The organism is Virgibacillus halotolerans, assembly GCF_016908515.1.
In the GTDB taxonomy this organism is placed as follows: domain Bacteria; phylum Bacillota; class Bacilli; order Bacillales; family Amphibacillaceae; genus Virgibacillus_M; species Virgibacillus_M halotolerans.
This window is the reverse complement of the sequence record NZ_JAFBEA010000004.1, coordinates 105479-130582: the sequence shown is the minus strand read 5'-3', so window position 1 is coordinate 130582 and position 25104 is coordinate 105479. Positions and strand designations below refer to the sequence as shown.

Sequence of the window (25104 nt, the reverse complement as noted above, 5' to 3'; positions counted from 1 at the left end):
TTAAAAAGGGGGAAAAGAGTCATATGAAATCGTTCGTAAGCAAGATGACATTATTATTAGCTGTTTTAACTTTGGTATTAGCGGGTTGTGGTGGTGATAAAAAAAGTGATGGTGAGGCAAAGGATAAAGGAGATTCTAAGCTGGAAGGGGAATTAGAACTTGCCGTTTTTGAAGGTGGATATGGCGGTAAGTACTGGGAACAACTTGCGGAAAAATTTGAAGCGGAATATCCGGACACGGAAATTTCAATTACTTCTAATCCGGATATTGGTGAATTAATTCGCCCGGAAATTATTGCAGGAAACCCACCGGATTTGGTTTATTTAAACCAAACAGATCCATCTGGTGTGACACAAGGATTAATTAAGGAACACGGACTGACCGACCTTTCTGATGTATTTGAAGGCGATGCATTGGATGATGATAAACCATTGAAAGATAAAGTACTTCCAGGTGTATTGGATTCCGTATATATGTCTCCATACGATGATGGCAAAGTTTACCTTGCGCCATACAACTATAACGTGATGGGACTTTGGTACAACAAGACATTATTTGATGAAAAGGATATTGAAACACCAGAAACATGGGATGATTTCTTTGCTTTAAATGATACAGCGAAAGATAATGACCGTGCCCTATTTACTTACCAAGGTACAGATCCAGGGTACTTAGAAGAAATTTTGATCCCTGCAGTATATTCCCTTGGTGGTGAAGAGGCTTTAGACCAAATGTTGAATTATGATCCGGAATTCTGGAAATCAGATATTGCGATTGAAGCTTTAGATATCTTTGAAAAAATTGCTTCAGCGGATAATGGATTAATGAATGGAACTGTCGGATTAGATCATATGCAGTCACAAACTTCATTTGTAAAAGGGGATGCCATGTTTATTCCGAATGGCAGCTGGTTTGAGGGCGAAATGGAAGGTGCCCCAATGGAAGATGGATTTGAATTCGGTTTCCTCGGTATTCCAAACTTTGATGGGGAAGACCAGCAGCTTGCACTGAATTCGATCGAACAAATGTATATTCCAGCTGAAGCAGATAATCCTGAGCTGGCAAAGGAATTTTTAAGATTTATGTATACAGAGGATAGTATCAAATTAAACGGGGAGATCACTAAAGCCCCTATGGCTATAGATGGGGCGTCAGATTTAGTGGAAGAGAGTCTATCAGAATCATCGTACAATGTATTTAATGCAGTAGAGTCTGATATGTATTCTATATCCGGAAACTTTGCACCCGTACCAAAAGGAGTCAATGTGGAACCGAGGGATACTTTATTTGATCAAGCGGCAAGTGTGATGAATAAAGAAATGACGACAGAACAGTGGGCAGATAAGATGTACGATGTGTATAAACAAGTACAGGAAAAAATGGAGTAAGAAAAGTTCAGACCCTAATCTATGCACTGATTAGGGTTGATTCTTTTTAATGTTGTTCAAAAGTATTACATAGTTTTCCAATTAAACCTTGCCATGTAAACATGGACAGGGATACAAAAGCAGGTGTATGAAATGAAGAAGGATAACAGACAAAAAGGGTTCATACTGTTATGTATTTTACCGACATTGATTATCTTTTCCATATTTATCGTTTATCCGGTTACCCAAGTATTCTTCAAATCTTTATTCAGTAGTTCCGGATTTGGCAGCGGTGATGAATATGTTGGTTTTGCCAACTTTATTGAACTATTTAAAGATGATGTATTTCTTAAGTCTTTAAAGAACACTGGATTTCTAATGTTGGTTGTACCGGTTATTACGTTGTTATTATCACTCATTTTTGCCTCGATGCTTTCATTTGGCGAATTGAAAGAAAAGCATTTATATCGGACAATTTTCTTCTTTCCAAGTATCCTTTCCTTTGTTGTTATCGGGATTCTTTGGGCGTTTATTTATCATCCGAATATGGGAATTGTGAATGAAATTATGACAGCAATCGGTTTAGATCAGTTTGCCCTCACATGGCTGGGAAATAAGAACACGGTATTGTGGGCAATTGCTTTAGTGATGGTCTGGCAGGCTGTTGGTTATTATATGGTGATGTATTTAGCCGGGATGGATAGCATTCCAAAAGAATTGTATGAAGCCGCTTCGATTGACGGTGCAACCGGTTTTCAACAGTTTATTAAAATTACCATCCCGATGCTGTGGGAAATTATTCGGATTACGATTATCTTTAGTATTAATGGTGTATTGAATATCAGTTTTGTGCTTGTTACGGTGATGACGTCCGGCGGTCCCAATAATTCTTCACAAGTGGCGCTGACGTATATGTATCAGCAGGCCTTTGTAAATGCAAACTTTGGTTATGCAATGGCAATCGCAGTAGTCGTCTTTGTTATCGCGATTATCCTTGCATTTATTAGTAACAAATTGACAGAACAGGAAACAGAATAGACAGGAGGGATAACAATGGCAAAAAATAATCAGGGAAATGGCAAAAAATCAAAGTGGATCATGCGCATTATTTTATTAATAGCGACAGTCATATTTGTTTATCCGCTTGTCTGGAACATAATTGCTTCCTTTAAATCCAATGAGGAAATACTCGATAGTCCATGGGCGTTGCCTACAGCGCTACGCTTTGATAACTTTATTCGTGCTTTCACAGAAGCGAGTATGGGTGAATATATATTAAACTCCTTTCTGGTTACAGCGCTATCCATGGTTATATTGCTTATTTTAGTCGTACCAACTGCACACGTTTTGGCGCGATTTGATTTTAAAGGAAGAAGATTTCTGCACAACTTTTATATGGCTGGCCTATTTATTCAACCTGTCTATATTATGATTCCTTTGTTTCTTATGATGAATAACTTAGAAATGCTGGATAATCGTTTGTGGCTTAGTGTGGTTTATGCTGCTGGTGCGCTGCCTTTTTCTGTTTATCTATTAACAGGATTTATGCGCTCCATTCCAAAAGAATATGAAGAATCTGCAGCAATTGATGGTTGTGGTTATTTCCGTACCTTGTTAACGATCATAGCTCCACTTGCAAAACCGGGTATATTAACAGTTGTTATCTTCAACTTCTTCACATTTTGGAATGAATATGCATTAGCGCTTGTTTTATTATCAAGTGATGAAAAGAAGACGATTCCTGTTGGTCTGGCAAATTTAATGGAAGTACAACGATTTGCTACAGATTGGGGAGCGTTATTTGCGGGGCTTGTACTCGTGCTCATACCAACCGTTACACTATACGCACTAACACAGAAGAAGCTGACGGAAGGTATGTCTATGGGCGGATTGAAAGGATAACATGTTAGAAGCTATATTGAAAGGGGAAGTTTACCTTGAAAAAAACGAAAGCTATATTAATTGGAGCAGGTGATAGGGGGGCGAGAGCCTATGCCCCTTATGCCAATAACTATCCACATGAATTAGAATTTGTCGCTGTTGCTGAGTTAAATAAGGAAAGGAGAGAAGCATTTGCCAGCAATCATGCGCTCACAGATGACCAGTGTTATGCATCATGGGAAGCGATGCTTCGGGACAATATTGATGCAGAGGTTGCCTTTGTATGTACGCTAGATCGCGAACATTATAAACCTACTATTGCAGCAATTGAAAATGGCTACCATGTACTATTGGAAAAGCCGATGTCACCTGATCCTGAAGAATGTATTTCGATGGTGGAGACGGCGAAAAGGCATCAAAAATTGTTAACTATTTGCCATGTACTACGATATACACCATTTTGGCAAACGATTAAAAAGATCATAGATGATGGTGATATTGGCGATATTGTTTCGATTCAGCTGAATGAGAATGTGGAAATAATGCACATGTCACATAGCTTTGTTCGGGGGAATTGGAACAATAGTGATGAATCAAGTCCAATGATTTTGCAAAAATCCTGCCACGATATGGATATATTAATGTATTTGATGAATCAAAGGTGTAAGCATGTCAGTTCATTCGGATCGCTGATGCATTTCAAGGAATCGAATGCCCCTGAGGGAGGCCCATTACGTTGTTTGGATGGCTGCCCAATCGAAAACGAATGTCCGTTTCATGCAGGCAGATATTATTTGGGTGAAGGAAAAGGCTGGGCGAAGAAATTCACTTCAGACCATTCTCGAGAAGGAATTATCCATGCATTAAATACAACCGATTACGGGAAGTGTGTGTATCGCTCAGATAACAATGTTGTTGATCACCAAGTTGTAAATCTGGAATTTGAAAATAGTGCGACAGCAACCTTTAGCATGTGTGGATTCACTAGAGAGCAAACTAGAATCGTACAGATTATGGGTACAAAGGGAGAAATTAGAGGGAAAATGGATGAAAATGAGATATCGGTTTTTGACTTTCTAACGAAACATGAAACGGTGACCCATTTAAATCAACCGCAGAGCGGACATGGCGGTGGTGACGAAGCGATTGTCAGAGACTTTTTACGTGAAGTCAGGAGCGATCAAGGTGATGATAGCAAATCCTCTGCTGCTGTTTCATTGGAAAGTCATTTATTAGCTTTTGCTGCGGAAGCTTCTAGACGTAATTCAGGCAAGGTAATTGATATTGATAGTTATTTTAATAGAAAAGCAGAAGCATAGGAGGCATAAAATCATGTCAAAATTAACGGTACATGGGAAAGAACTACAAATGAATGGGAAAGCCATCCAACTCATTTCTGGTGCAATCCATTATTTCAGGATTGTCCCGGAATACTGGGAAGATCGTTTGCTGAAATTAAAGGCTTGTGGTTTTAACTGTGTTGAAATATATATCCCTTGGAATCTTCATGAACCTAAAGAGGGTAAATTTAACTTTAGCGGTATTGCCAATGTAGAGGAATTTATCCGGATTGCAGAACGATTAGGGTTATATGTTATTGCACGCCCTAGTCCGTATATTTGTGCAGAGTGGGAATTTGGTGGTCTACCTTCTTGGCTACTAGCTGATCGCAATATGCAAATTCGGTCATACGATGAGACTTATTTGCAAAAAGTAGATCACTATTATGATGTATTACTAGCAAGACTAAAACCTTTATTGCAAACGAATGGTGGACCAATCATTGCGATGCAAATTGAAAATGAATATGGCAGCTATGGAAATGATAAGCACTATTTAAATTACATAAAAGAAGCGATGTTGAACAGGGGGATGGATGTGCTGCTATTCACCTCAGATGGCCCTACAGATTTAATGCTTCAGGGTGGTACCGTTGAAAATGTCTTAGCAACCGTAAACTTTGGCTCAAAACCAGAGGAATCTTTTGCGAAATTGCAGGAACATTTCCCAAACACACCGAATATTGTCATGGAATATTGGAATGGCTGGTTTGATCATTGGGGCGAGGAACATCATACACGTGATCCACAGGAGGCAGCAGATACATTTGCGCAAATGCTTAAGAATGGGGATTCTGTTAACTTTTATATGTTTCATGGCGGCACGAATTTTGGCTTTTATAATGGTGCCAATTATGATGATCAATATGCACCGACAATTACGAGTTATGATTATGATTGTCCAATAAGTGAGACGGGTGATCTGACACCAAAGTTTCATGCGGTAAGGGAAGCCATTTCCAGTCATAAGGATTTGGGTGAACTTGTTTTACCTGCCCCCATTCCTAAGAAGGACTATGGCATTGTTAAAATGCAGGAGTCGGTTAACTTGTTTGACACTTTGGAAAATATTAGCAAACCTGTGCAAAAAATACATCCGGAAACAATGGAAAAGCTGGGCCAAGACTATGGTTTTGTACTGTACCGTACTTTCATAAAAGGCCCACTGGGAAAAGCCCCGTTAACCATACAAGGTGTCCGTGATCGTGCACTTGTCTATGTGAATCAGGAATTTAAAGGGGTAATCGATCGCTGGGAAAATAATACGATTATCATTGAAGTACCCGAGGAAGGGATCCAGCTTGATCTGCTTGTGGAAAATATGGGAAGGATTAATTATGGTCCAATGATGCATGATCCAAAGGGAATTACTGAAGGTGTACGGTTTGAACGGCAGTTTTTATTTGATTGGACCATTTTTTCATTACCAATGGACAATTTAGAGAAATTATCCTTTGAAAAGGCGGCTAAACAAACGTTTGACCAACCGATGTTTTATCGGGGTTCCTTTGAAGTTGAGGCAATAGGCGACACATTTGTGGAATTACCAGGCTGGGTAAAAGGAAATGTTTTTGTCAATGGCTTTAACCTGGGACGTTACTGGGAAATCGGGCCACAGGAAACGCTCTATTTACCTGGACCATTATTGAAAAAGGGCAAAAATGAAGTCATTATTTTCGAATTACATGGCACGAACAAGTCGGAAATTGCTTTGATAGATACACATAAGTTAGGTTAAGCAAAAGGGCGGTATTTCTACTGCCCTTTATTACCTTCTATATAGGATAGGTCTGTCATTACAGACCTATCAATAAATGGTAAGATAATAACAGGAATTGTTTGATAACATTTATATATTTTTTCATTTAGAAAGGAGGTCTTGTGAGTGGCAACGATAAAAGATATTGCCCAGAAGGCGGGTGTATCACCAGCAACTGTATCACGGGTCCTGAATTATGATGCGAGTTTATCTGTCGCAGATGAAACGAAGAAAAAGGTATTTGAAGCAGCGGAAGAATTGTCTTATCGTAAAAAGGCCACCAATCGATATACGGGACAAAAGATTGCTGTAGTTCATTGGTATACAGAAAAGGAAGAACTTAACGATTTATATTATTTATCGATAAGACTTGGGATTGAGGCTCGTTGTAAACAGCTTGATATCAATCCTGACATTTACTTTTTTAATAATATCGATGACATTGATCCGAATGAAATTGAAGGAATTATTGCGGTTGGGAAGTTCAGTGATCAACAGGTGAGGGAACTAACGGCCATTAATCCAGCAGTTGTGTTTGTTGATTATAGTCCGGACGACGATAAATTTGATGCAGTCGTGATTGATTTTGAGCGAGCGACAAAACGTGTCATTGATTACTTCATTTCGACGGGGCATGAAGAAATCGGCTTTATTGGGGGGAGAGAGATTTTTAAAGGGGAGACAAAACCACTAGAGGATTTACGTGAAAAAACTTTTGTGAATTATATGCGTGAAAAGAACCTCTACGATGAGCGTTTTGTTTATGTTGGACCTTTCTCAGTAGAAGATGGTTATCGTTTGATGGCCCAGGCGATTGAAGAGTTAGGTGACAATTTACCGACTGCAATATTTACGAGTAGTGATGTTATGGCCATCGGTAGCCTACGTGCTTTGCATGAGGCAGATATTGCCGTGCCAGAGCGAGTAAGTGTGATTGGACTTAATGACATGTCCATTTCCAAATATGTTTACCCGTCCTTAAGCACAATAAAAGTATATACAGAAATTATGGGTGAAACCGCAGTTGATACATTGCTGGAAAGACTGGAAGGCAGGAAGATTGCGAAAAAGGTGTTTGTTGCAACGAAGCTTGTTATTCGAAAGAGTGTAAAGTAATCTGGTATTTGCTTAAAGGAGTTGTGCAAGATGAAGCCGAATGTCTTATTAATCATGGTCGATCAAATGCGTGCCGATTGCTTAAGTATCATGGATCATCCAACAGTGGATACGCCAAACCTGGATCAACTGGCAAGAGAGGGTGCCTTATTTAAAAATGCGTATGCTGCTACCCCCTCTTGTGTCCCGGCGAGGGCTTCAGTGCTGACAGGCATGTCGCAAACGTCGACAGGGAGAGTCGGATATGAGGATAAAATACCTTGGGATTATGAACATACTATCGCCGGTGAATTTGCAAAGGCAGGTTATCATACGCAAGCAATCGGTAAAATGCATGTGTATCCAACGAGGAATTTATGTGGCTTCCACAATGTAATGCTGCATGACGGCTATATGCACTATAACCGGTTTAAGTTTAATACAAAAACAGCCGAATCATTCGAGCAAACGGATGATTATTTGCCGTGGCTCAGAGAAAGAAGTGGATCCCATGCGGATTTGACCGATCTGGGACTGGATTGTAATGCTTCGACAGTTGCCCGTCCATGGCATTTGCCAGAGGCTTTGCACCCAACAAACTGGGTAACGTCACAATCGATTGACTTTCTAAGACGAAGGGATCCAACCAAACCTTTCTTTTTAAACATGTCATTTGTCAAACCGCATCCGCCGTTTGATCCACCGGAAGTATTTTACGATATGTACTGTGATCTGGATTTACCAAATCCGCCGATTGGGGATTGGGCAGATGTAGAAGATGAAAAACGTGCGGGTCTAAACCCGGTTACAGATAGAGGAATTGTTCCGAAGAAGCGAATGAAACATGCGCAGGCAGCTTATTATGCGTTAATTACCCATATTGATCATCAAATCGGGCGCTTTCTGAATGCGATGCAGGAATATGGTGTTTATGAGGATACAGTTATTTTGTTTGTGTCGGATCATGGGGAATTACTTGGTGATCACCACTTATTTAGGAAATCACTTCCCTATGAAGGCAGTGCTAACGTTCCTTTTATTATTTCTGATCCGGGTAATCATTTGAATATAGAAAAGCATACGATGGTGGAGGAAGTTGTCGAGCTGAGAGATATTATGCCGACATTGCTGGATGCAGTAAATGTAGCTATTCCAAAAACGGTTGAAGGCAGTAGTGTTTTACCATTGATTCAAAACCAAAAAGAGGTTTCGTGGAGGGAGTATATCCATGGGGAACATGAATATGGCCAGGATTCCTTTCACTATATTACAGATGGGAAAGAGAAATATATTTGGTTTTCGCAAACGGGGGAAGAACAATTTTTCGATTTAAACAAGGACCCCCAGGAGTTGTATAATCTTGTTCAGAATGATGATCAGCAGCGATGCATTCAAGTGCGTAGAGAGCAACTGATTAAAGAATTGAATGGGAGAGAAGAGGGATACACAGACGGGAGAAAGTTAATTGTTGGTCAAACTGTACGTCCAACAATGCGTCACGTTCTTCCATAAATTGATGTAAGAACAAAAGGAACAGCGAACCATTTCAGTGGGAGGATTCTCTTCATGTCGTTACTGGCATTTGGTTTAATTATTATTTCAGCTTGTATGCATGCAACATGGAACTATTTGGCGAAACGGTCAAAAGGCGGCACTGCTTTTGTATGGCTGTATACAGCTGTCAGTGCGATTATTTATGCACCATTTGTAACTTTTGTATTGATTTACCAGGAGATTAATATTGGGTGGATAGGAATTGGTATGATTGCCGGTAGTGCTGTTATTCATTTGGTATACTCATTGACCTTGCAAAAGGGATATAGTATAGGAGACTTTTCCTTGATCTATCCAATAGCCAGGGGGACTGGTCCCATGCTGGTGGCAATTAGTGCAGTTTTTCTATATGATGAGCGGCTAACTCCGCTTGGGATAACAGGTATTGCCCTGATTGTTTTAAGTGTCTTTATTATTACTGGAGGTCTCCACATCTTTACACAATCAAATGCGATAATACCACTAGCCTATGGAGCACTTGTCGGTGTGATGATCGCTGGGTATACACTCTTGGATAAAGGCGCCGTGGATGTATTTTTAGTGCCACCATTATTGCTCAACTATGGAAGCATTATTGGTCAATTATTGTTACTGTCACCGATTGCCAAACGTAATTGGAAAGCAGTTCGATCCGATTGGAAGCAGCATCGAAAAGAAGCAATAGGTGTCGGGATTTTAAACCCGCTTGCATATATCCTTATTTTGACAACGATGGTTTTTACACCTGTTAGCCATGTGGCACCAGTGCGGGAATTAAGCATTCTCTTTGGTGCGATTATGGGGACCGTTTTATTATCTGAAGGATTTGGTAAACGTAGAATTATAGCGGCAGGGATTATGGTAGTTGGTATTATCGCAGTTGCCTTGTCTTAGGGGGGATATGCATGAATGAACCAAAGCAATTGCATTGTTGTACGGTAAGCCGCTCAACCATTGTAGAAGAGGTGTTAACTACTCAAGCAAATGTGAAAGCTTCTGATAAGCCATTTTCATATGAAGACATGGTTTACATACCAGGTGGGAATTTTATGATGGGAACTAATCAGAAGGAAGGTTTCCCCGCAGATGGGGAAGGGCCGATCCGAAAAATAAAAGTAGATCCATTTTATATAGATACGCACACAGTAACGAATGCACAGTTCAAAGCTTTTATCGATGCCACTGGCTATAAAACTGAAGCGGAGCAATATGGCTGGTCATTTGTCTTTTACCAGTTTGTTAGCCAGAAAATGGCAGACAAAGTAAAGCAAAAGGTACAAGGAAACGAGTGGTGGTGGGTGGTTGAAGGGGCAGATTGGAATCACCCGGAAGGACCAGATTCCACGATTGAAGCTCGGATGGATAACCCGGTTGTCCATGTTTCCTGGAATGACGCTAAAGCCTATTGTGACTGGGCAGGGAAGCGACTGCCCACCGAAGCGGAATGGGAATTTGCTGCACGGGGCGGATTGGAACAGAAAACGTATCCATGGGGGGATGAACTAACACCTGATGGCGTGCATCAATGTAATATTTGGCAGGGAAACTTTCCCGAAACCAATACGGAAGATGATGGTTATATAGGAACAGCACCAGCTAAAACTTTTCCGGTGAATGGTTTTGGTTTATATAATGTGTCCGGCAATGTTTGGGAATGGTGTAGCGATTGGTTTAGTAAGAATATTCACAGACGTGGTGGGCGTAATAATCCGAAGGGCCCGGAGACGGGCGATGCTCGTGTAATAAGAGGTGGGTCTTACTTGTGCCATTATTCCTACTGTAATAGATACAGAGTAGCTGCCCGTACCTCAAATACACCCGATAGCTCTACTGGAAATATTGGGTTTCGTTGTGTGCGGGATCCTCAATAAATGACAGCAGATCCTTGAATTTACAGAATAACGTAGATTCAAGGATCTTATTCATAATTCGAACATTTATTCTATTAACCTAACAATCAATATGGTAAAATAAAATCAGCAACTACATAGATATTGTGAGCGGTTGGATGGTCCCCATTCAGCGATAATGGATGATCATTATCAAAACTCTTAATCACCTGTGTATTTCTTTAATATACCTTTACATTTTAAAATTGATCATCTATACTAAAATTAACTGGTTATAACCACCGGGGAGGTGTATCATAACTTTTGGACAAAAAAAATAAGGTCCCACTTTATTTACAATTGATGGACGATTTGATTAAAAAGATAAAGACACAGCAGTATCTTGAAAATGAGAAATTGCCATCTGAGCGAGAATTATGTGATATATATGAATTAAGCCGCATAACTATAAGGCAGGCATTACAAGAATTGGAACGGGAAGGTTATATTTACAAACTGCATGGCAAGGGAACTTTCGTAGCTTCAAAATCATATAATCAAAATCTCGTGAAGCTTTACAGTTTTACCGAAGAAATGAAAGCAATGGGCAAGCAGCCAGCAACAAAGGTGTTGTCATTCCGTGAAATAGCGGTGGAGGAACAACTGGCCAATAAAATGGGGCTTCATCCTTATGATGAGGTATTTCAATTTGTCCGTCTGCGTCTTGCAGATGGTGAACCGCTTATGTATGAGACTTCTTATGTACCGAAAAAAGTCTTTTCGGGTTTAACAAAAGCGGATTTAATGGAAAGACCGATGTACGACATTTTTTATGATGACTATTCAGTTGGCGTAACCAAAGCGATAGAACGCTTTTCCGCAACGATGACAAGGGAAGAAGAAGCGGTGCACTTGAAGATGTATGCAGAACACCCGGCGATGCTGATCAAACGATACGCATACCAGGATGAACTTTTGATTGAATATACGGTAAGTGTAGCACGTGGAGATAAGTTTGATTACACGGTTGAATTAACGTAACAGACGCTATTGAATGAAAGTTGAATAGCGTTTTTTAATAAAGTAACTGGTTATGACAACATAACCACGAGGAGGATATCATATGTTTCATTTAACAACAAAAGAAATAGAAGAAAAAAATGCAGTACATACTGCAGGAGAAATTCACCACCAACCAGCTGTCTGGCAGGAACTAGTTACAACACTTTTTAGTCAGAAAGAAGTATTAAATGAATTTGTGGAATCTATTTATGCAAAGCATGACCAAGTACGCGTAATCCTTACAGGGGCGGGAACATCTGCATTTATCGGTGACACGCTTGCACCGGAATTGAATAGACAAAACAGTGATAAAGTACAATTTGAAGCGATCGCAACGACTGATATCGTTTCTAATCCAACAGAATATTTATTCGCGGATGTTCCAACCATCATGGTTTCCTTTGCACGTTCCGGAAATAGCCCAGAAAGCTTGGCTACAGTGGCTTTAGGACAAAAACTTATTAAGGACTTTTACCAGGTGGTGATCACTTGTAATAAAGAGGGGCAACTGGCACAAAACATTCAGCATGATGATCAAAGTATTACGGTATTAATGCCGGAAAAGTCCAATGATAAATCACTAGCGATGACAAGTAGTTTCACTTGTATGATGATCGCAGCACATCAAATTTTCAGTACAAAACCATTTACCGGTGATGGAACGAAACAAGTCATTGATAATGCGGAAAGACTTGTGGAAACAGTCGCAGACCAGGTTGATGATATTTTAACTTTTGATTTTGATCGGATTGTTTATCTAGGCTCAGGATCACTTTCGCAGTTAGCACATGAAGCATCATTAAAAATGCTTGAACTAACAGCTGGAAAAGTAGTTGCATTAAATGAGTCTTCATTAGGATTTAGACATGGTCCGAAGTCCATCTTAAATGAAAAGTCAGCTGTCGTTATTTTCATGTCAGAGAACCCGTACACAAGAAAATATGATCTGGATATCTTAAGGGAATTGACTGCAGGCGATTCCGGTATGAAGGTGATCGCGCTAACGGAGAAAAAAGATGAAGCAGTTGAGGAACTTGCTGATTGGACGATCCCGGTAAATTACAGTGAAGAAAGACTGCAAAGCGATTTCAGTTTAGCACTTTTATATATTATTTTCGCGCAAGTGCTAGCAATGAAAAAGTCATTACAACTGGGTATAACACCAGATAATCCGAGTCCAACCGGGGCGATCAGTCGGGTTGTGCAGGGCGTTACGATTCATGAATATGAAGGGTAAAGGAAGCTTGGCATATGAATTACTATATAAAAGCGGATCAATTTTTGCTGGAGAATGAAGAAAATACTGCTGACTATCTATGTGTGGAAAACGGGCGTTTCGGTACTTTTGTGGAGACCGTGCCACCCGATGCAAAAGTCATGGATTGGAGTGGTTTCACCATTGCGCCAGGACTATTTGATACACATATTCATGGCCTCAAAGGTAGCGATGTCATGGACGGTGATCCAGATGGTATTCAAGCTATGTCGGAAGTATTGCTATCACTTGGAGTGACACGATTTTTGCCAACGACATTGACATCGGATAAGGAGGCACTCGATCGGGCGCTTATCTCGGTTGTTGAAGCGGTTGAAAAAGGCTTATCTGGTGCGCAATCGGAAGGGATTTTTCTAGAAGGCCCTTATTTTACGGAAAAGCATAAAGGTGCGCAAAATCCGGACTACTTCCGTGATCCAAGTAGACAGGAGTTTGATCATTGGCAGGAACTTGCCGGGAATATGATTGTGAAAATTGCGCTGGCACCCGAAAGAGCAGGTTCGGAGGAATTTATTCGCTATGTAAGTAGTACGGGTGTGTTGGCAAGCATTGCACATACGGATGCGAGTCATGACTGCTGTATTCTTGCGGTGGATGCTGGTGCGCGGAACTATGTACATTTATTCAATGGAATGTCAGGACTGCATCACCGTGAACCAGGTGTTGCAGGTGCTGCGCTCACAGATAAACGTGCGTTTGCAGAATTGATTTGCGATGGTTATCATGTCCATCCGGATATCGCCAAGCTTGCACTCCATGTCAAAGATGACAAACTCGTGCTGATTACGGATTGCATGCAGGCTGGATTAATGCCAGATGGGGATTATCATCTCGGTGAATTCCCGGTTGTGATGCAGGGTGGTGTAGCCCGAACCGAAACAGGCTCACTTGCAGGGAGTACATTGAAATTAATTGATGGCGTTAAAAATCTGCATGTATGGAGTGATAAGTCGTTAGCAGAAGTGTGGCATCGTGGGTCACTTTCCCCTGCTGTGAGTCTTGGAAGAGATGCAGATTTAGGTAGCATCAAGGCTGGGAAACTAGCAGATTATGTAGTGCTGAATAAGGACCTGGAAGTGCAGACAACCGCTGTTGCAGGGGAAATAAAGTATGAGAAAGAGGGATGAAGCATGAGAAATAGTGAATTGAAAACGAAAAGGTTAAAAAAATTAATGAATGAACAGGGATATTTTAGTGCACTGGCGATTGATCAAAGGGGCGCTTTGAAACGAATGATGGGAGAAGATACATCCAAAGAACAAATTGAATCGTTTAAAAAATTGGTATCAGAAAATTTAACTCCCCATGCATCTGCTATTTTACTGGACCCTGAATATGGCTGGCCTGCAGTTGAAAGTAAGGATGAAAGTTGTGGCTTGTTGGTTGCTTATGAAAAAACAGGTTATGACACAACTGAGAGGGGGCGTTTTCCAAGCTTGCTTCCAGATTGGTCTGTAAAAAAACTTGTGGAAAAAGGTGCAGATGGCATCAAAATATTAATTTATCATGATATCGATGATCATAGCGGTGTGAATGATCGAAAAGATGTATTTGTTGAACGAATCGGCTCCGAATGTCTTGCTGAGGATGTTCCATTTTTCCTGGAGATATTAACATATGCTGAAGAAATTCCGGATACAAAGGGCAAGGATTATGCGAAAGTAAAACCACATAAAGTAATTGAATCTATGAAACATTTTTCAGATGAAAGATTCAAAGTAGATGTATTAAAAGTCGAAGTGCCAGTTAATATGAATTATGTTGCAGGTTACGGTGAAGGTGAACATGTTCATTCAAAAGAAGAAGCGGCAGTATTTTTCAAGGAACAAAGCGATGTGAGCGATATCCCATATATTTTCCTTAGTGCTGGGGTAAGCGCAGCATTATTTCAGGAGACATTGCAATTCGCCAAAGACGCTAACGCAGCATTTCATGGTGTTTTATGCGGAAGAGCAACTTGGAGTGGCGCAGCACACTTGTATAAAGAAGCAGGCGAAAAAGCAGCAGGAGAGTGGTTACGGAAAGAAGGTAAAAACAATATTACAGAGTTAAATGATGTACTTAAAGAGACTGCTTCGCATAGTGGATATTGATTGAAGAGGTGGCCGTATTGGAGGTATGCGGTAATGACATTGCGTTGAAGTTGATCCTCACCGCCACATACTCGATTCATAGCAAACAATGTACACAATCTATTACTATATAAAAAAAGAGGTGACATTTATTGATTCTAACCATCACACTGAATCCGTCTGTTGATATAAGCTATAAGTTACCTGGTGCTTTTGCATTAGATACGGTTAACCGAGTGGCAGATGTTTCTAAGACGGCTGGTGGCAAAGGGTTAAATGTAACAAGGGTACTTCACCAGCTTGGCGAAGATGTTGCAGCTACGGGGTTTCTGGGTGGCAGTTTAGGTGATTTTATTCGTCAGGAAATCTCCACGTTGAACATTCGTGATTATTTCGTCAGCATTGAAGGAGCCACTCGGAATTGTATCGCTGTAATCCATGAAGGAAAGCAGACAGAAATCCTTGAAAGTGGACCAACCATTTCGAGGAGAGAGGCTGATTTGTTTCTAAAAGAGCTCTCAACCAATATGAAACAAGCTAAATTTATTACAATATCTGGTAGTCTACCAAAAGGTATAGCAGCAGACTATTATAATAAAATACTGGAAATGGCAGCTCAGCAAAATACACCAGTATTGCTTGATACCAAAGGGGAATTGCTTCACCATGCTTTGAAAAACGAAAGTAAACCTTATTTAATAAAACCCAACCAGGAAGAATTGGCTGATTTAATTGGCGAAAATTTACCGAATAAGACTCATGTTATAGAAGCATTGGAATCCAATCTATTTACTGATGTGCCATGGATTGTTGTCACACTGGGAGTTGACGGGGCACTTGTAAAACATGAGCAACAACTATATAAAGTGACCATACCAAAAGTTGAAACAATAAATCCAGTAGGTTCTGGGGATTCCGTTATCGCTGGATTTGCCGCTGGCTTATCACGCGGATTAGGAGACGAAGCGCTGATTAAATATGGACTCGCCATGGGTGTTTTAAATGCAATGGAAGAGAAGACGGGCCATGTTGATCCATTAAAAGTGGATTGGTGTGTTGAGCAGATATTAGTAGAGAAGTTAGCATAGATAAAGTTATACCGACCATGGATGGAGGTCGGTATTTTTTTACGGAGAAAATCAGAATAACACTTGTCGAGCAGGCAACCTTTTGACAGAAAACAGAGCATATTTGAAAGCCAGCAACGAACCCTCTTGATTCCCAGTCCGATTTTGCACATACACTTGTGATCTATTTGGTCTTATCAAGCATTATTATCCCAATTATACTATAAATAGAACATACTACTAATGAACTAATAATTTAGGAGGAATTATAAGATGGATCAACGTAGTATGGCAGTCTTAAATCAACTAATTCAACAGGATTCATATATATCCGTTCAAGCACTTGCGAAAACATTAAATGTTTCACGGCGTACCATTTATAATGATCTCGATAAAATTCAATATTGGCTTAAAGTACACCAATTAACTGAGATAAAGCAAGTCAGAGGACAAGGTTTGTATATGGATGAAAAAACAAAAAGAAAAATATTGAAAGACTACCCGACAATGGGAAACACATATTATGAGTATTCTCCCGCTGAACGTAGAGCTTGGATTTTCATTCATATTGCTGGAGAAGGTGGGGCGTATTTTTTAGAGGATATAAGGGCCCTTTTTCAAGTAAGCAGAAATACTGTATTGGATGATATGAAAAAACTGAGAGAGCAAGTAAAAGGTTTTCAGTTAGAAATTGGTTCGGATTTAAAGGATGGTTATGTCATTCATGGAAATGAAGGCGCTACAAGACAGGTACTCCTCCATTGTTTGTCAGCTATCGATTCTGAAGATAGTTGGTACGGGATTTTATCTAATACAGATTTCATTCATGCGAGCAAAATGGATCAGGCATATCAGCCATATTTCATCTTTGAATCCGCCCAGTTAGAGCAGATTAATCTATATTTACATGAATATGAGAAACAAGTTGGAATTGCGTTTACTGATGATGTATTAAATGATTTAGTAATATGGTTTCACTTCTTTCTAAAGCGAATTTCCTATGGAAATACGGTATATGTTGATCCAGTTAAAAAAGAAGTGATTAAGGCAACAGAAGAATATGAAGGTGCCAAAACACTGTGTCATCAATTGGCTGAAGCGTATGGAATTACGGCTATACCGGAAGACGAAATATATTACTTTGCGAAGTATTTACTTGGTTCTAAAGTGAATTACAATTTGCATCCACAGTTGGAAAGTCAGGAGATGCAGTCATTACTTTTGGTCGTTGAGAAAATGGTTGCCGATTTTCAATTGTATGCTGCGGTTGCGTTTGATGAGCCTCAGCAAATGATCCAGAATTTACTGCTACATTTAAAGCCAGCTTATTATCGGATTAAATACGGGATTAAAATTGAAAATTCCTTGCGTGACTCCGTAAAACAAAATTATATTGAGGTGTTTTATTTAACGAAAAAGGTCGTACACCATTTTGAAGATCTGCTTGATCAGTCAATAGATGAAAATGAAATTGCATTTATTTCCATGCATTTTGGCGGATGGCTGCGTAAGGAAGGATTAACAATTGAAAAGTCCCTGAAAAAGCTATTAATCGTGTGCACCAATGGATTAGGTACGTCAAGGCTTCTAGAAAGTCAGTTGGAAGGATTGTTTTCAAATGTTGAAATCGTAGGTGTGACCTCTTTAAGAGAGTATGAAAAGATGCAATTAAATGTTGACTTTATTGTTTCAACGATCACATTGCCACAAAAGGGAGTTCCGGTATTTGTGGTAAATCCAGTTTTAAATAATGAGGACAAAGAACAATTATTAAAAAAAGTAAATAGTTTGTTTGAACAAACGCCAAAACAACAAGTTTATTCTGCTGAAACAGTAATAGACATGGTTAGCCGCTATGCGACGGTACATGATGATACGTCGTTACGGCAGGAGTTACGAAATTACTTTCATCCACCAATTAGCTTGGATGCTGAAGCGAGAAAGCCGAGTCTGTATCAGCTCTTACCACCAGAGCGAATCATATTTAAAAAAAGAGTTAGCGACTGGCAGGAAGCAATAAAAAATGCTGCTTCACCATTGTTGGAACAGGGGTATATTAAGGAAAGCTATATAGCAAAAATGATCGAGAATGTGCAAGAACATGGTCCCTATATTGTTATCTCTGACCAATTTGCATTGCCCCATGCCAGCCCTGAGGATGGAGCACATAAGACGGGAATGAGCATGCTACATGTAACAGAGCCTGTTGACTTTCTAGGAAAAGACGTGTGCATCATTATTGTATTGTCATCATGGGATAATGAGCAACATTTAAAAGCATTATCACAATTAACGAAGTTATTCTCCAACCGCACGAAAAAGTGTAGTGTTATTCAAACAACAGACAAACAGCATATTGTTGAGTTGATAAAAGCACAGTCCAATAAAGAATTATAACAATATAATGATAGGTGTGTAGATTTTATGAGATTTTTAGAGCCGGATATTGTAAAAATAGGTGTGGAAGCTGCAGATGCTGAAAGCGCGATTGAAGCAGCAGGGAACCTTCTTTTACAAGAGGGTCTTGTTGAGGAATCCTATATAGAAGCAATGAAGGAAGCATATAGAAAAAATGGACCTTATTTTGTACTTGCACCACATATTGCGATTCCGCATGCTCGACCGGAAGATGGCGTAAATGAAGCCTCTGTATCCTTGATTCAACTTAAAGAACCAATTGTGTTTGGACATATCATGAATGATCCAGTGCAAATCGTATTTGGTTTAGGCGCTTCTTCAAGTGACGAGCATTTAATCTTGTTAAAAAAGTTAACGGGTCTTTTAAACGATACAACAAATGTGGAGAAATTATCAAACGCCACAAGTTATGATGAAATAAAAAATATTTTAGAAATGGAGCGATAGTTATGATGAAAATATTAACAGTTTGTGGGTTAGGACAAGGTACAAGTTTAATTTTAAAAATGAATGTGGAACAGGCGCTAAATGAAAAAGGGATAAAGGCAGATGTAGAGCATACCGATGTTTCAACAGCTTCTAGTATGGAAGCGGATTATATTATTACAAGTAATGAACTTGCAGAAAGTTTGCAAGGACATAGTGCAAAAGTTTTCATTGTTAATAATTACTTTGATATGGGTGAAATCAACAATGCAATAAAGGAACATATCGAAAGCTAGGAAACTAAAAGTTTACGATAGAGGGAGGAAAATAATGGATATCATTATTTGGGTTGCTACAAACGTTTTTGGTGAAGCAGCGATCTTACTAGGATTTATCGTGCTACTAGGGTTACTGTTACAGAAGAAGTCCGCAAGTCAAACAATTAGTGGAACCTTTAAAGCAGTAATCGGGTTTTTAATCATTAGTGCAGGATCTGGTGTAATCGTTAATGCCTTGACGGTTTTTGAACCATTATGGAAAGAAGTATTTAATCTTTCTGAACAGCCGTTGGGTGATTTCATGGGACAAGAAGGGTTTAACGCTAAATATGGTAGTGCCGTAACCTTGGCAATGACACTCGGGTTCGTTATAAACGTGTTATTAGCAAGATTTACAAGATTTAAGTATATATATTTAACTGGACACATGATGTTTTGGACAACAACGATATTCGCCGGAATTATTATTCAAAGCGCTGGACACGTTTCCTTTGGCAAGCTTGTTTTGTTCTTAGCCGTCATTATGGGAATATATTGGACAATCCAACCAGCACTAACACAGCCGTTCATGCGTAAAATCATGGGTAATGACAATATTGCGCTTGGACATACGTCAGCATCTGTTGCATTATTAAGTGCCCTTGCTGGTAAATTGTTAGGAAATAAAGAAAATGATTCTGAAAAAATAAAGCTCCCGAAAGGATTAGAATTTTTAAGGGATTCTAATGTAATTACAGCCCTTACGATGGGATTATTGTTTTTAGTTGGTGCAATTATTATATCCTTTAGGGATACATCGGGAGCGGCCGAATTAGTGGCAGCAGCGGGTGAACAGAACTTCATTGTATATGCGATTATACAATCATTCACGTTTACAGCCGGTATTGCTGTTGTATTACTTGGTGTACGTATGTTTATTGGTGAAATGGTACCAGCATTTAAAGGGATTGCTACCAAGATTGTTCCAGGTGCGAAACCTGCATTGGATAGTCCAGTCGTATTTCCTTTTGCTCCGAATGCCGTTATTTTAGGATTTTTGGGTTCCTTTGCAGGTGCTTTAATTTGGTTAGTAATTTTAGGAAATACAGTTGGCTATGTTTTTGTTCCGACAATGATTGTATTGTTCTTCCACTCTGCAACTGCAGGCGTTTTTGGAAACGTTACAGGTGGTGTGAGAGGAGCTTTAATGGGTGGTTTTATCACCGCTACCATTGTTGCCTGGGGACAGTTTATTACTGTTAAAATGCTGCTTCCAGACACAATTCCGGATACGGCAATGTGGGCAGCGGATTCAGATATGTTTGTCCTTGGACCGATCATCCGTTTCTTAGCTCAACTCTTTTTCTAAATCGATTATTCATACAAAGGGTACATTTATGCCCCTTTGTTTCCATTTTCAAACGTAAGTATCAATGCTTATTTGCAAAGATGCTAAAATCTAATTGTAGGAGTGATCATCATGAGTTTTATTCGAACTTTTCAAGGAGATATAAAACCGGAAGAATTGGGTGTCACGTATTCACACGAACATATTGTATGTAGACCTCCGTACTGGATGGAACAGGAGAACGATGACTTACTGCTCGATGATAAAGAAAAGTCCAAATTAGATGTGCTCGATTTTAAACAACTTGGTGGCCAGGCGATTGTTGATGCAACTGCAGTGGACTATGGACGCGATGTAAGAGCAGTCCAAGAAATTGGAATCGAAACAGGTGTGACAATCATTGGGACCGCAGGATTTAATAAGAGCTTTTTATGGGATGCGGCTATTCCTGAACATGTGAAACAAGTCACTGGTGATTATCCTACGTATGCCGCATGGATTGAAGCAAAGACGATTAATGAACTGGCCGATTTCGTGATCCAGGAAATTGAAGTGGGACTGGAAGGTACAAATATACCCGGTGGTCAAGTGAAATTTGGAACAGGCTATAACAGAATTACTCCATTGGAAGAAAAAACGTTACGTGCAGTAGCGCGGGCACATCATGAAACAAAGGCACCACTGCACTCGCATACAGAAGCAGGCACGATGGGGCTTGAACAAATGGCCTTACTTAAAAGTGAAGGTGTTAACCTGGAACACATTAGCTTTGGACATATGGATCGTAATCCAGATCCTTTCTACCATGAAAAAATAGCACGATCTGGTGCATTGCTTTCCTTCGACGGTATATCAAAAATTAAATATGCGCCAGAGAGTACACGAATTCAATGTATTTTAGCACTTGTTGAGAAAGGATATGCGGACCAAATTTTGGTGAGTGGTGACACTGCCAGAAAAACTTATTATAAACATTATGACTACGGACTAGGTTTAGAGAATATTCTTGGCAAATGGATTCCGCGTTTTATCGAAGAAGCAGATCAACAAGGGTTTGACGGCAAACAACTAATTGAAAAGTTCTTCGTTCAAAATCCTGCACGATGCTTCACTTTTAAGAAGTAGTTTGACTAGATGTGTAAGAAATGGATGGTGAGTAACAATGCAATTTCAAAGTCAGAATTCCTTTGATGTAAAGCAGAAGATCGAAAAAAGCAGAATCGCTATATTACCGATTGGTGCTGTCGAAGCACATGGGCCACATCTACCACTTGGAACTGATAACTTCTTGGCGGAACGGCTATCAGAAAAATTAGCGGAACGGGTCAATGGTTTCGTACTGCCAACATTACCATATGGACAAGTATGGAGTTTACGTAATTTTCCCGGCAGTATTAATGTAAGTAACGAATCTCTTATCCAGTTGCTCATTGATATTGGGAAAAGTCTTTATAGTCAAGGTTTTACGACATTTGTGATGGTAAATGGCCATTTAGGAAATGGCACGGCATTAAAAGAATCAGCACGCCAATTATATGAAACTTGCCCACAAATGCGTGTATTTTATTTCTTCTATCCTGGAATGGATAAGGCAACAGAAGAAGTTCGGGAAACCAAATCCGCGCACGGCACGTATTTTCATGCATGTGAAATAGAAACTTCATATATGCTTTATTTAGCGCCGGAATTGGTTGAAATGGATCGAGCAATTACTGATATACCAGATATACCAATGCATGCAGATGTGACGCCAACACCGTGGGAAGAATTTACGGAATCTGCCGTGTTAGGGGACGCTACATTGGCTACAGAAGAAAAAGGAAAATATATTGTGGATATTGCTTTGGAAAATATGGTAAAGCTTATTAAAGCTTAACAATCCTGTTGACCACTAGAAGTAAGAAGTAAGAAGTAAAGGTGTGAAAAAAATGAGAAAAAAGTTACATGAAAAGTTTTTATTTAATTTTTTAGCACGTGATGCGGAAAATGCTGCAACAATTATGGAAGCAGGTTCTGGCTATGTGGTTCCTGGAATTGTATCTGATAAGTTTGAAACAGTTGCATTGGCAGTGGAGAAGGTTCAAGCACTTCAATCGGTAACAGACACGATTAGTATCGGTCTTGGTGGTGGCGGTAATATTGCAAATTGGGAGAAGGTATTGGATATTGCGCTTGCATCACAACCAGGACATATCAATCAACCATTAGAAACTGCTGTATATGCAAAAGGGTATTTGGACGGTGCTCATATAAAAGACCAGGTTGTTAATGCATTGGTTAAACCAACAGGTAATGTGGGTACAATCCAATTAGCGTGTACAGGCCAGATGCTGGAAGTGGAGATGTTCGTTGAGATTGTCGCCAGTCTTGGAGTTGAGAGTATTAAAATGATGCCCGTTAAAGGAACGCAACATATTGAGGAATTAATTTATTTAACCAAAGTGGCTGCAACTAAAGGGATTCGTGGTGTAGAACCTGCAGGTGGTATTGATTCTAATAATATAAAGGATATTATGTTAGGTGTTAAAGACATCGACATTGAATATTTTATGCCACACATTTTTGGTTCATCAATAGACAAAAAAACCAGCGAAACAATCCCGGAAGTTGTACGTGAAATAGTTACGATTGTGGAGGGGATATGATGATTGACAATTACTTCAGTAAAATAAAGAATCTGTTGGCAGTTGTTGAAAAAGAAGAAAAGGAAGAAATGAAGCAAGCCGCACAAAAGGTTGCGGATGCGATTCAACAAGGCGGAGTAATTCATTTATTTGGATGTGGACATTCCCACATTTTAACGGAAGAGGTATATTACCGTGCTGGCGGTTTGGTGCCAATTCATCCAATTTTACATGAGCCCTTAATGCTTCATGAGGGGGCTGTTCGATCTTCAACTATCGAGCGAAAAAATGATTACGCAAAAACATTTATGGAAACACAGGATATACGATCTGGAGATGTGCTTTTTGTTCTATCCACATCCGGTAGGAATCCTGTTCCAGTTGATGTTGCCCAAATTGGAAAAAGAAAAGGGGCATACGTAATTGGCATAACCTCCATTACCTATGCATCCAGTCAGATATCTAGGCATACAAACGGTCAATATTTGTTTGATGTTGTTGACCTTGTGATTGACAATCATGCGCCAATTGGGGATGCACTCTTGTCTCATGATATGGTCGAGGTAAGCTTTTCACCAAGTTCCACCGTTGTTGGCGGAGCCATTTTAAATGGAATTTTAGCTGATGCAATTGTCCAAATGGCTGAAAATGGATTCACACCCCCGGTTTTCCTTAGCGGAAATATAGAAGGTGCAGATGATCATAATCAGAAACTTATCAATAAGTATAGTGATAGGATTACATTGTAAAAACAGGTCTATAGCAGGGGCATACATAATGCTTATGCTATAGACCTATTTACATTATTTATCTTTCTCGGAGGATGTCCTTTACTCTCTTTACTTTGTTGCTGTCGATCATATGTCTGAAGCTGTTATTTACTCTTACCCCTGAGCCAAAGTGCACTTCTTTGACTTTTACCTGGTTATAAAAGTCTTTAAAAGTATCCACGCGTAAACCGTGACCAGCCATGATCGTCAAATTTGTATCTTTAGCATCTTCGACAAGTTGATTTAGCTCATTTACCGCGTCAGGTGCATCATAGTTACCCCCAGCAGTAAGAATATGTGTAACTTGCGGATAGTTTGATAAACACGCTAAAGCTTCCCTCTGATTTCTGGCAAAATCAAATGCACGATGAAAGGTTACATCTAGATCGCCAGAAACATCCAATAATTGCTTTAATGTTTCTTCATCAACCGTACCTTTATCTGTTAAGGCACCAATAACAATCCCGTTGGCGCCTAATTCTTTAATCATTTCAATATCAGTTATCATACTTGTTAGATCGTCTTCATTATATTGAAAGGATTGACTATGCGGTCTAACGATTACATTTATTGGAATATCGACAGCTTTGACCGCAGCTTTAATTAAACCAAAGCTAGGTGTTATTCCCAATTCACTCATACTAGGACTTAGTTCTAAACGATTTGCCCCATACCGTGTAGCTTGTTTTACATCGGTCAGATTTGTAGCAATAACCTCTAATACCATAATATAAGTACCCCTTTTCAAAGATGATATCAACTTAATGATAGATGACTCATAGGTTTAATATAAGACCAAAAGCTTTCCTTACCATTTGTGCAATTTTAGGTGACTAAATAGAAAATTATATAGAGTTTGCATTGTTGTCGGAGTATTTAGCTTATTTCGTGTTATTATAACGGTATAGAAAGATAAGTATTTACAAGGAGAGGATATCAAAAATGTATCGTATCATGACCTGCAATATGCGTAACGATTT

The 25104-nt window shown here is 39.5% G+C and carries 23 protein-coding genes; 22 read left to right on the top strand and 1 reads right to left on the bottom strand.

What is annotated here, in order from left to right; genetic code table 11:
- Positions 1-23: 23 nt before the first annotated feature.
- The 22 genes from JOC34_RS11725 to JOC34_RS11620 all read left to right on the top strand — a co-directional run bounded on the left by JOC34_RS11725 (position 24) and on the right by JOC34_RS11620 (position 24103).
- On the top strand, positions 24-1388 hold the full coding sequence (locus JOC34_RS11725; protein ID WP_205136952.1) for a carbohydrate ABC transporter substrate-binding protein: 1365 nt from the start codon (positions 24-26) through the stop codon (positions 1386-1388).
- 132 nt (positions 1389-1520) lie between these two features.
- Entirely contained in the window at positions 1521-2405 is an 885-nt protein-coding gene (locus tag JOC34_RS11720) for a carbohydrate ABC transporter permease (protein WP_205136951.1), read from the top strand.
- A 15-nt stretch (positions 2406-2420) separates the two neighbouring features.
- The gene (locus JOC34_RS11715; RefSeq protein WP_205136950.1) at positions 2421-3269 is read left to right on the top strand and encodes a carbohydrate ABC transporter permease; all 849 of its coding nucleotides are present in this window, start codon (positions 2421-2423) and stop codon (positions 3267-3269) included.
- 35 nt (positions 3270-3304) lie between these two features.
- A complete protein-coding gene (locus JOC34_RS11710; protein WP_205136949.1) occupies positions 3305-4567 on the top strand; it encodes a Gfo/Idh/MocA family protein in 1263 nt (420 codons plus the stop codon).
- A gap of 13 nt (positions 4568-4580) precedes the next feature.
- Positions 4581-6326, top strand: coding sequence for a glycoside hydrolase family 35 protein (locus JOC34_RS11705; protein WP_205136948.1), 1746 nt, complete (start codon positions 4581-4583; stop codon positions 6324-6326).
- Between the two features lie 147 nt (positions 6327-6473).
- Complete coding sequence (locus JOC34_RS11700; protein WP_205136947.1) at positions 6474-7463, top strand: LacI family DNA-binding transcriptional regulator; 990 nt, start codon at positions 6474-6476, stop codon at positions 7461-7463.
- 30 nt (positions 7464-7493) lie between these two features.
- A complete protein-coding gene (locus tag JOC34_RS11695; RefSeq protein ID WP_205136946.1) occupies positions 7494-8954 on the top strand; it encodes an arylsulfatase in 1461 nt (486 codons plus the stop codon).
- Positions 8955-9008: 54 nt separating this feature from the next.
- A complete protein-coding gene (locus JOC34_RS11690) occupies positions 9009-9869 on the top strand; it encodes an EamA family transporter (RefSeq protein ID WP_205136945.1) in 861 nt (286 codons plus the stop codon).
- An 11-nt stretch (positions 9870-9880) separates the two neighbouring features.
- Complete coding sequence (locus JOC34_RS11685) at positions 9881-10846, top strand: formylglycine-generating enzyme family protein (RefSeq protein WP_205136944.1); 966 nt, start codon at positions 9881-9883, stop codon at positions 10844-10846.
- 282 nt (positions 10847-11128) lie between these two features.
- Positions 11129-11845: a GntR family transcriptional regulator gene (locus JOC34_RS11680; RefSeq protein WP_239544336.1), complete on the top strand. Its 717-nt coding sequence runs from the start codon at positions 11129-11131 to the stop codon at positions 11843-11845.
- 82 nt (positions 11846-11927) lie between these two features.
- Positions 11928-13103 (top strand): SIS domain-containing protein, encoded by a 1176-nt coding sequence (locus tag JOC34_RS11675; protein WP_205136943.1) that lies wholly within the window; start codon positions 11928-11930, stop codon positions 13101-13103.
- Positions 13104-13117: 14 nt separating this feature from the next.
- A complete protein-coding gene (gene nagA, locus JOC34_RS11670; protein WP_205136942.1) occupies positions 13118-14269 on the top strand; it encodes an N-acetylglucosamine-6-phosphate deacetylase in 1152 nt (383 codons plus the stop codon).
- A 3-nt stretch (positions 14270-14272) separates the two neighbouring features.
- Positions 14273-15235 (top strand): tagatose-bisphosphate aldolase, encoded by a 963-nt coding sequence (gene lacD / locus JOC34_RS11665; protein ID WP_205136941.1) that lies wholly within the window; start codon positions 14273-14275, stop codon positions 15233-15235.
- A gap of 131 nt (positions 15236-15366) precedes the next feature.
- Positions 15367-16302 (top strand): hexose kinase, encoded by a 936-nt coding sequence (locus JOC34_RS11660; RefSeq protein ID WP_205136940.1) that lies wholly within the window; start codon positions 15367-15369, stop codon positions 16300-16302.
- Between the two features lie 252 nt (positions 16303-16554).
- Positions 16555-18678: a BglG family transcription antiterminator gene (locus JOC34_RS11655; protein WP_205136939.1), complete on the top strand. Its 2124-nt coding sequence runs from the start codon at positions 16555-16557 to the stop codon at positions 18676-18678.
- Between the two features lie 27 nt (positions 18679-18705).
- Complete coding sequence (locus JOC34_RS11650; RefSeq protein WP_205136938.1) at positions 18706-19146, top strand: PTS sugar transporter subunit IIA; 441 nt, start codon at positions 18706-18708, stop codon at positions 19144-19146.
- A gap of 5 nt (positions 19147-19151) precedes the next feature.
- Positions 19152-19421, top strand: a complete 270-nt coding sequence (locus JOC34_RS11645) for a PTS sugar transporter subunit IIB (RefSeq protein WP_205137118.1) — start codon at positions 19152-19154, stop codon at positions 19419-19421.
- Between the two features lie 34 nt (positions 19422-19455).
- Positions 19456-20751 carry a PTS ascorbate transporter subunit IIC gene (locus JOC34_RS11640; protein WP_205136937.1) on the top strand — a complete coding sequence of 432 codons (1296 nt, stop codon included), beginning with the start codon at positions 19456-19458 and terminating at the stop codon, positions 20749-20751.
- 111 nt (positions 20752-20862) lie between these two features.
- The gene (locus tag JOC34_RS11635; RefSeq protein ID WP_205136936.1) at positions 20863-21855 is read left to right on the top strand and encodes a phosphotriesterase family protein; all 993 of its coding nucleotides are present in this window, start codon (positions 20863-20865) and stop codon (positions 21853-21855) included.
- Between the two features lie 37 nt (positions 21856-21892).
- Positions 21893-22606: a creatininase family protein gene (locus JOC34_RS11630; RefSeq protein ID WP_205136935.1), complete on the top strand. Its 714-nt coding sequence runs from the start codon at positions 21893-21895 to the stop codon at positions 22604-22606.
- A gap of 52 nt (positions 22607-22658) precedes the next feature.
- Entirely contained in the window at positions 22659-23375 is a 717-nt protein-coding gene (locus JOC34_RS11625) for a KDGP aldolase (RefSeq protein ID WP_205136934.1), read from the top strand.
- Positions 23375-24103, top strand: a complete 729-nt coding sequence (locus JOC34_RS11620) for an SIS domain-containing protein (protein WP_205136933.1) — start codon at positions 23375-23377, stop codon at positions 24101-24103. The genes JOC34_RS11625 and JOC34_RS11620 overlap by 1 nt, the downstream gene beginning before the upstream one ends.
- A gap of 58 nt (positions 24104-24161) precedes the next feature.
- Here the strand turns inward: JOC34_RS11620 and JOC34_RS11615 are convergent, their stop codons facing one another.
- A complete protein-coding gene (locus tag JOC34_RS11615; protein WP_205136932.1) occupies positions 24162-24851 on the bottom strand; it encodes a copper homeostasis protein CutC in 690 nt (229 codons plus the stop codon).
- Between the last annotated feature and the right edge of the window lie 253 nt (positions 24852-25104).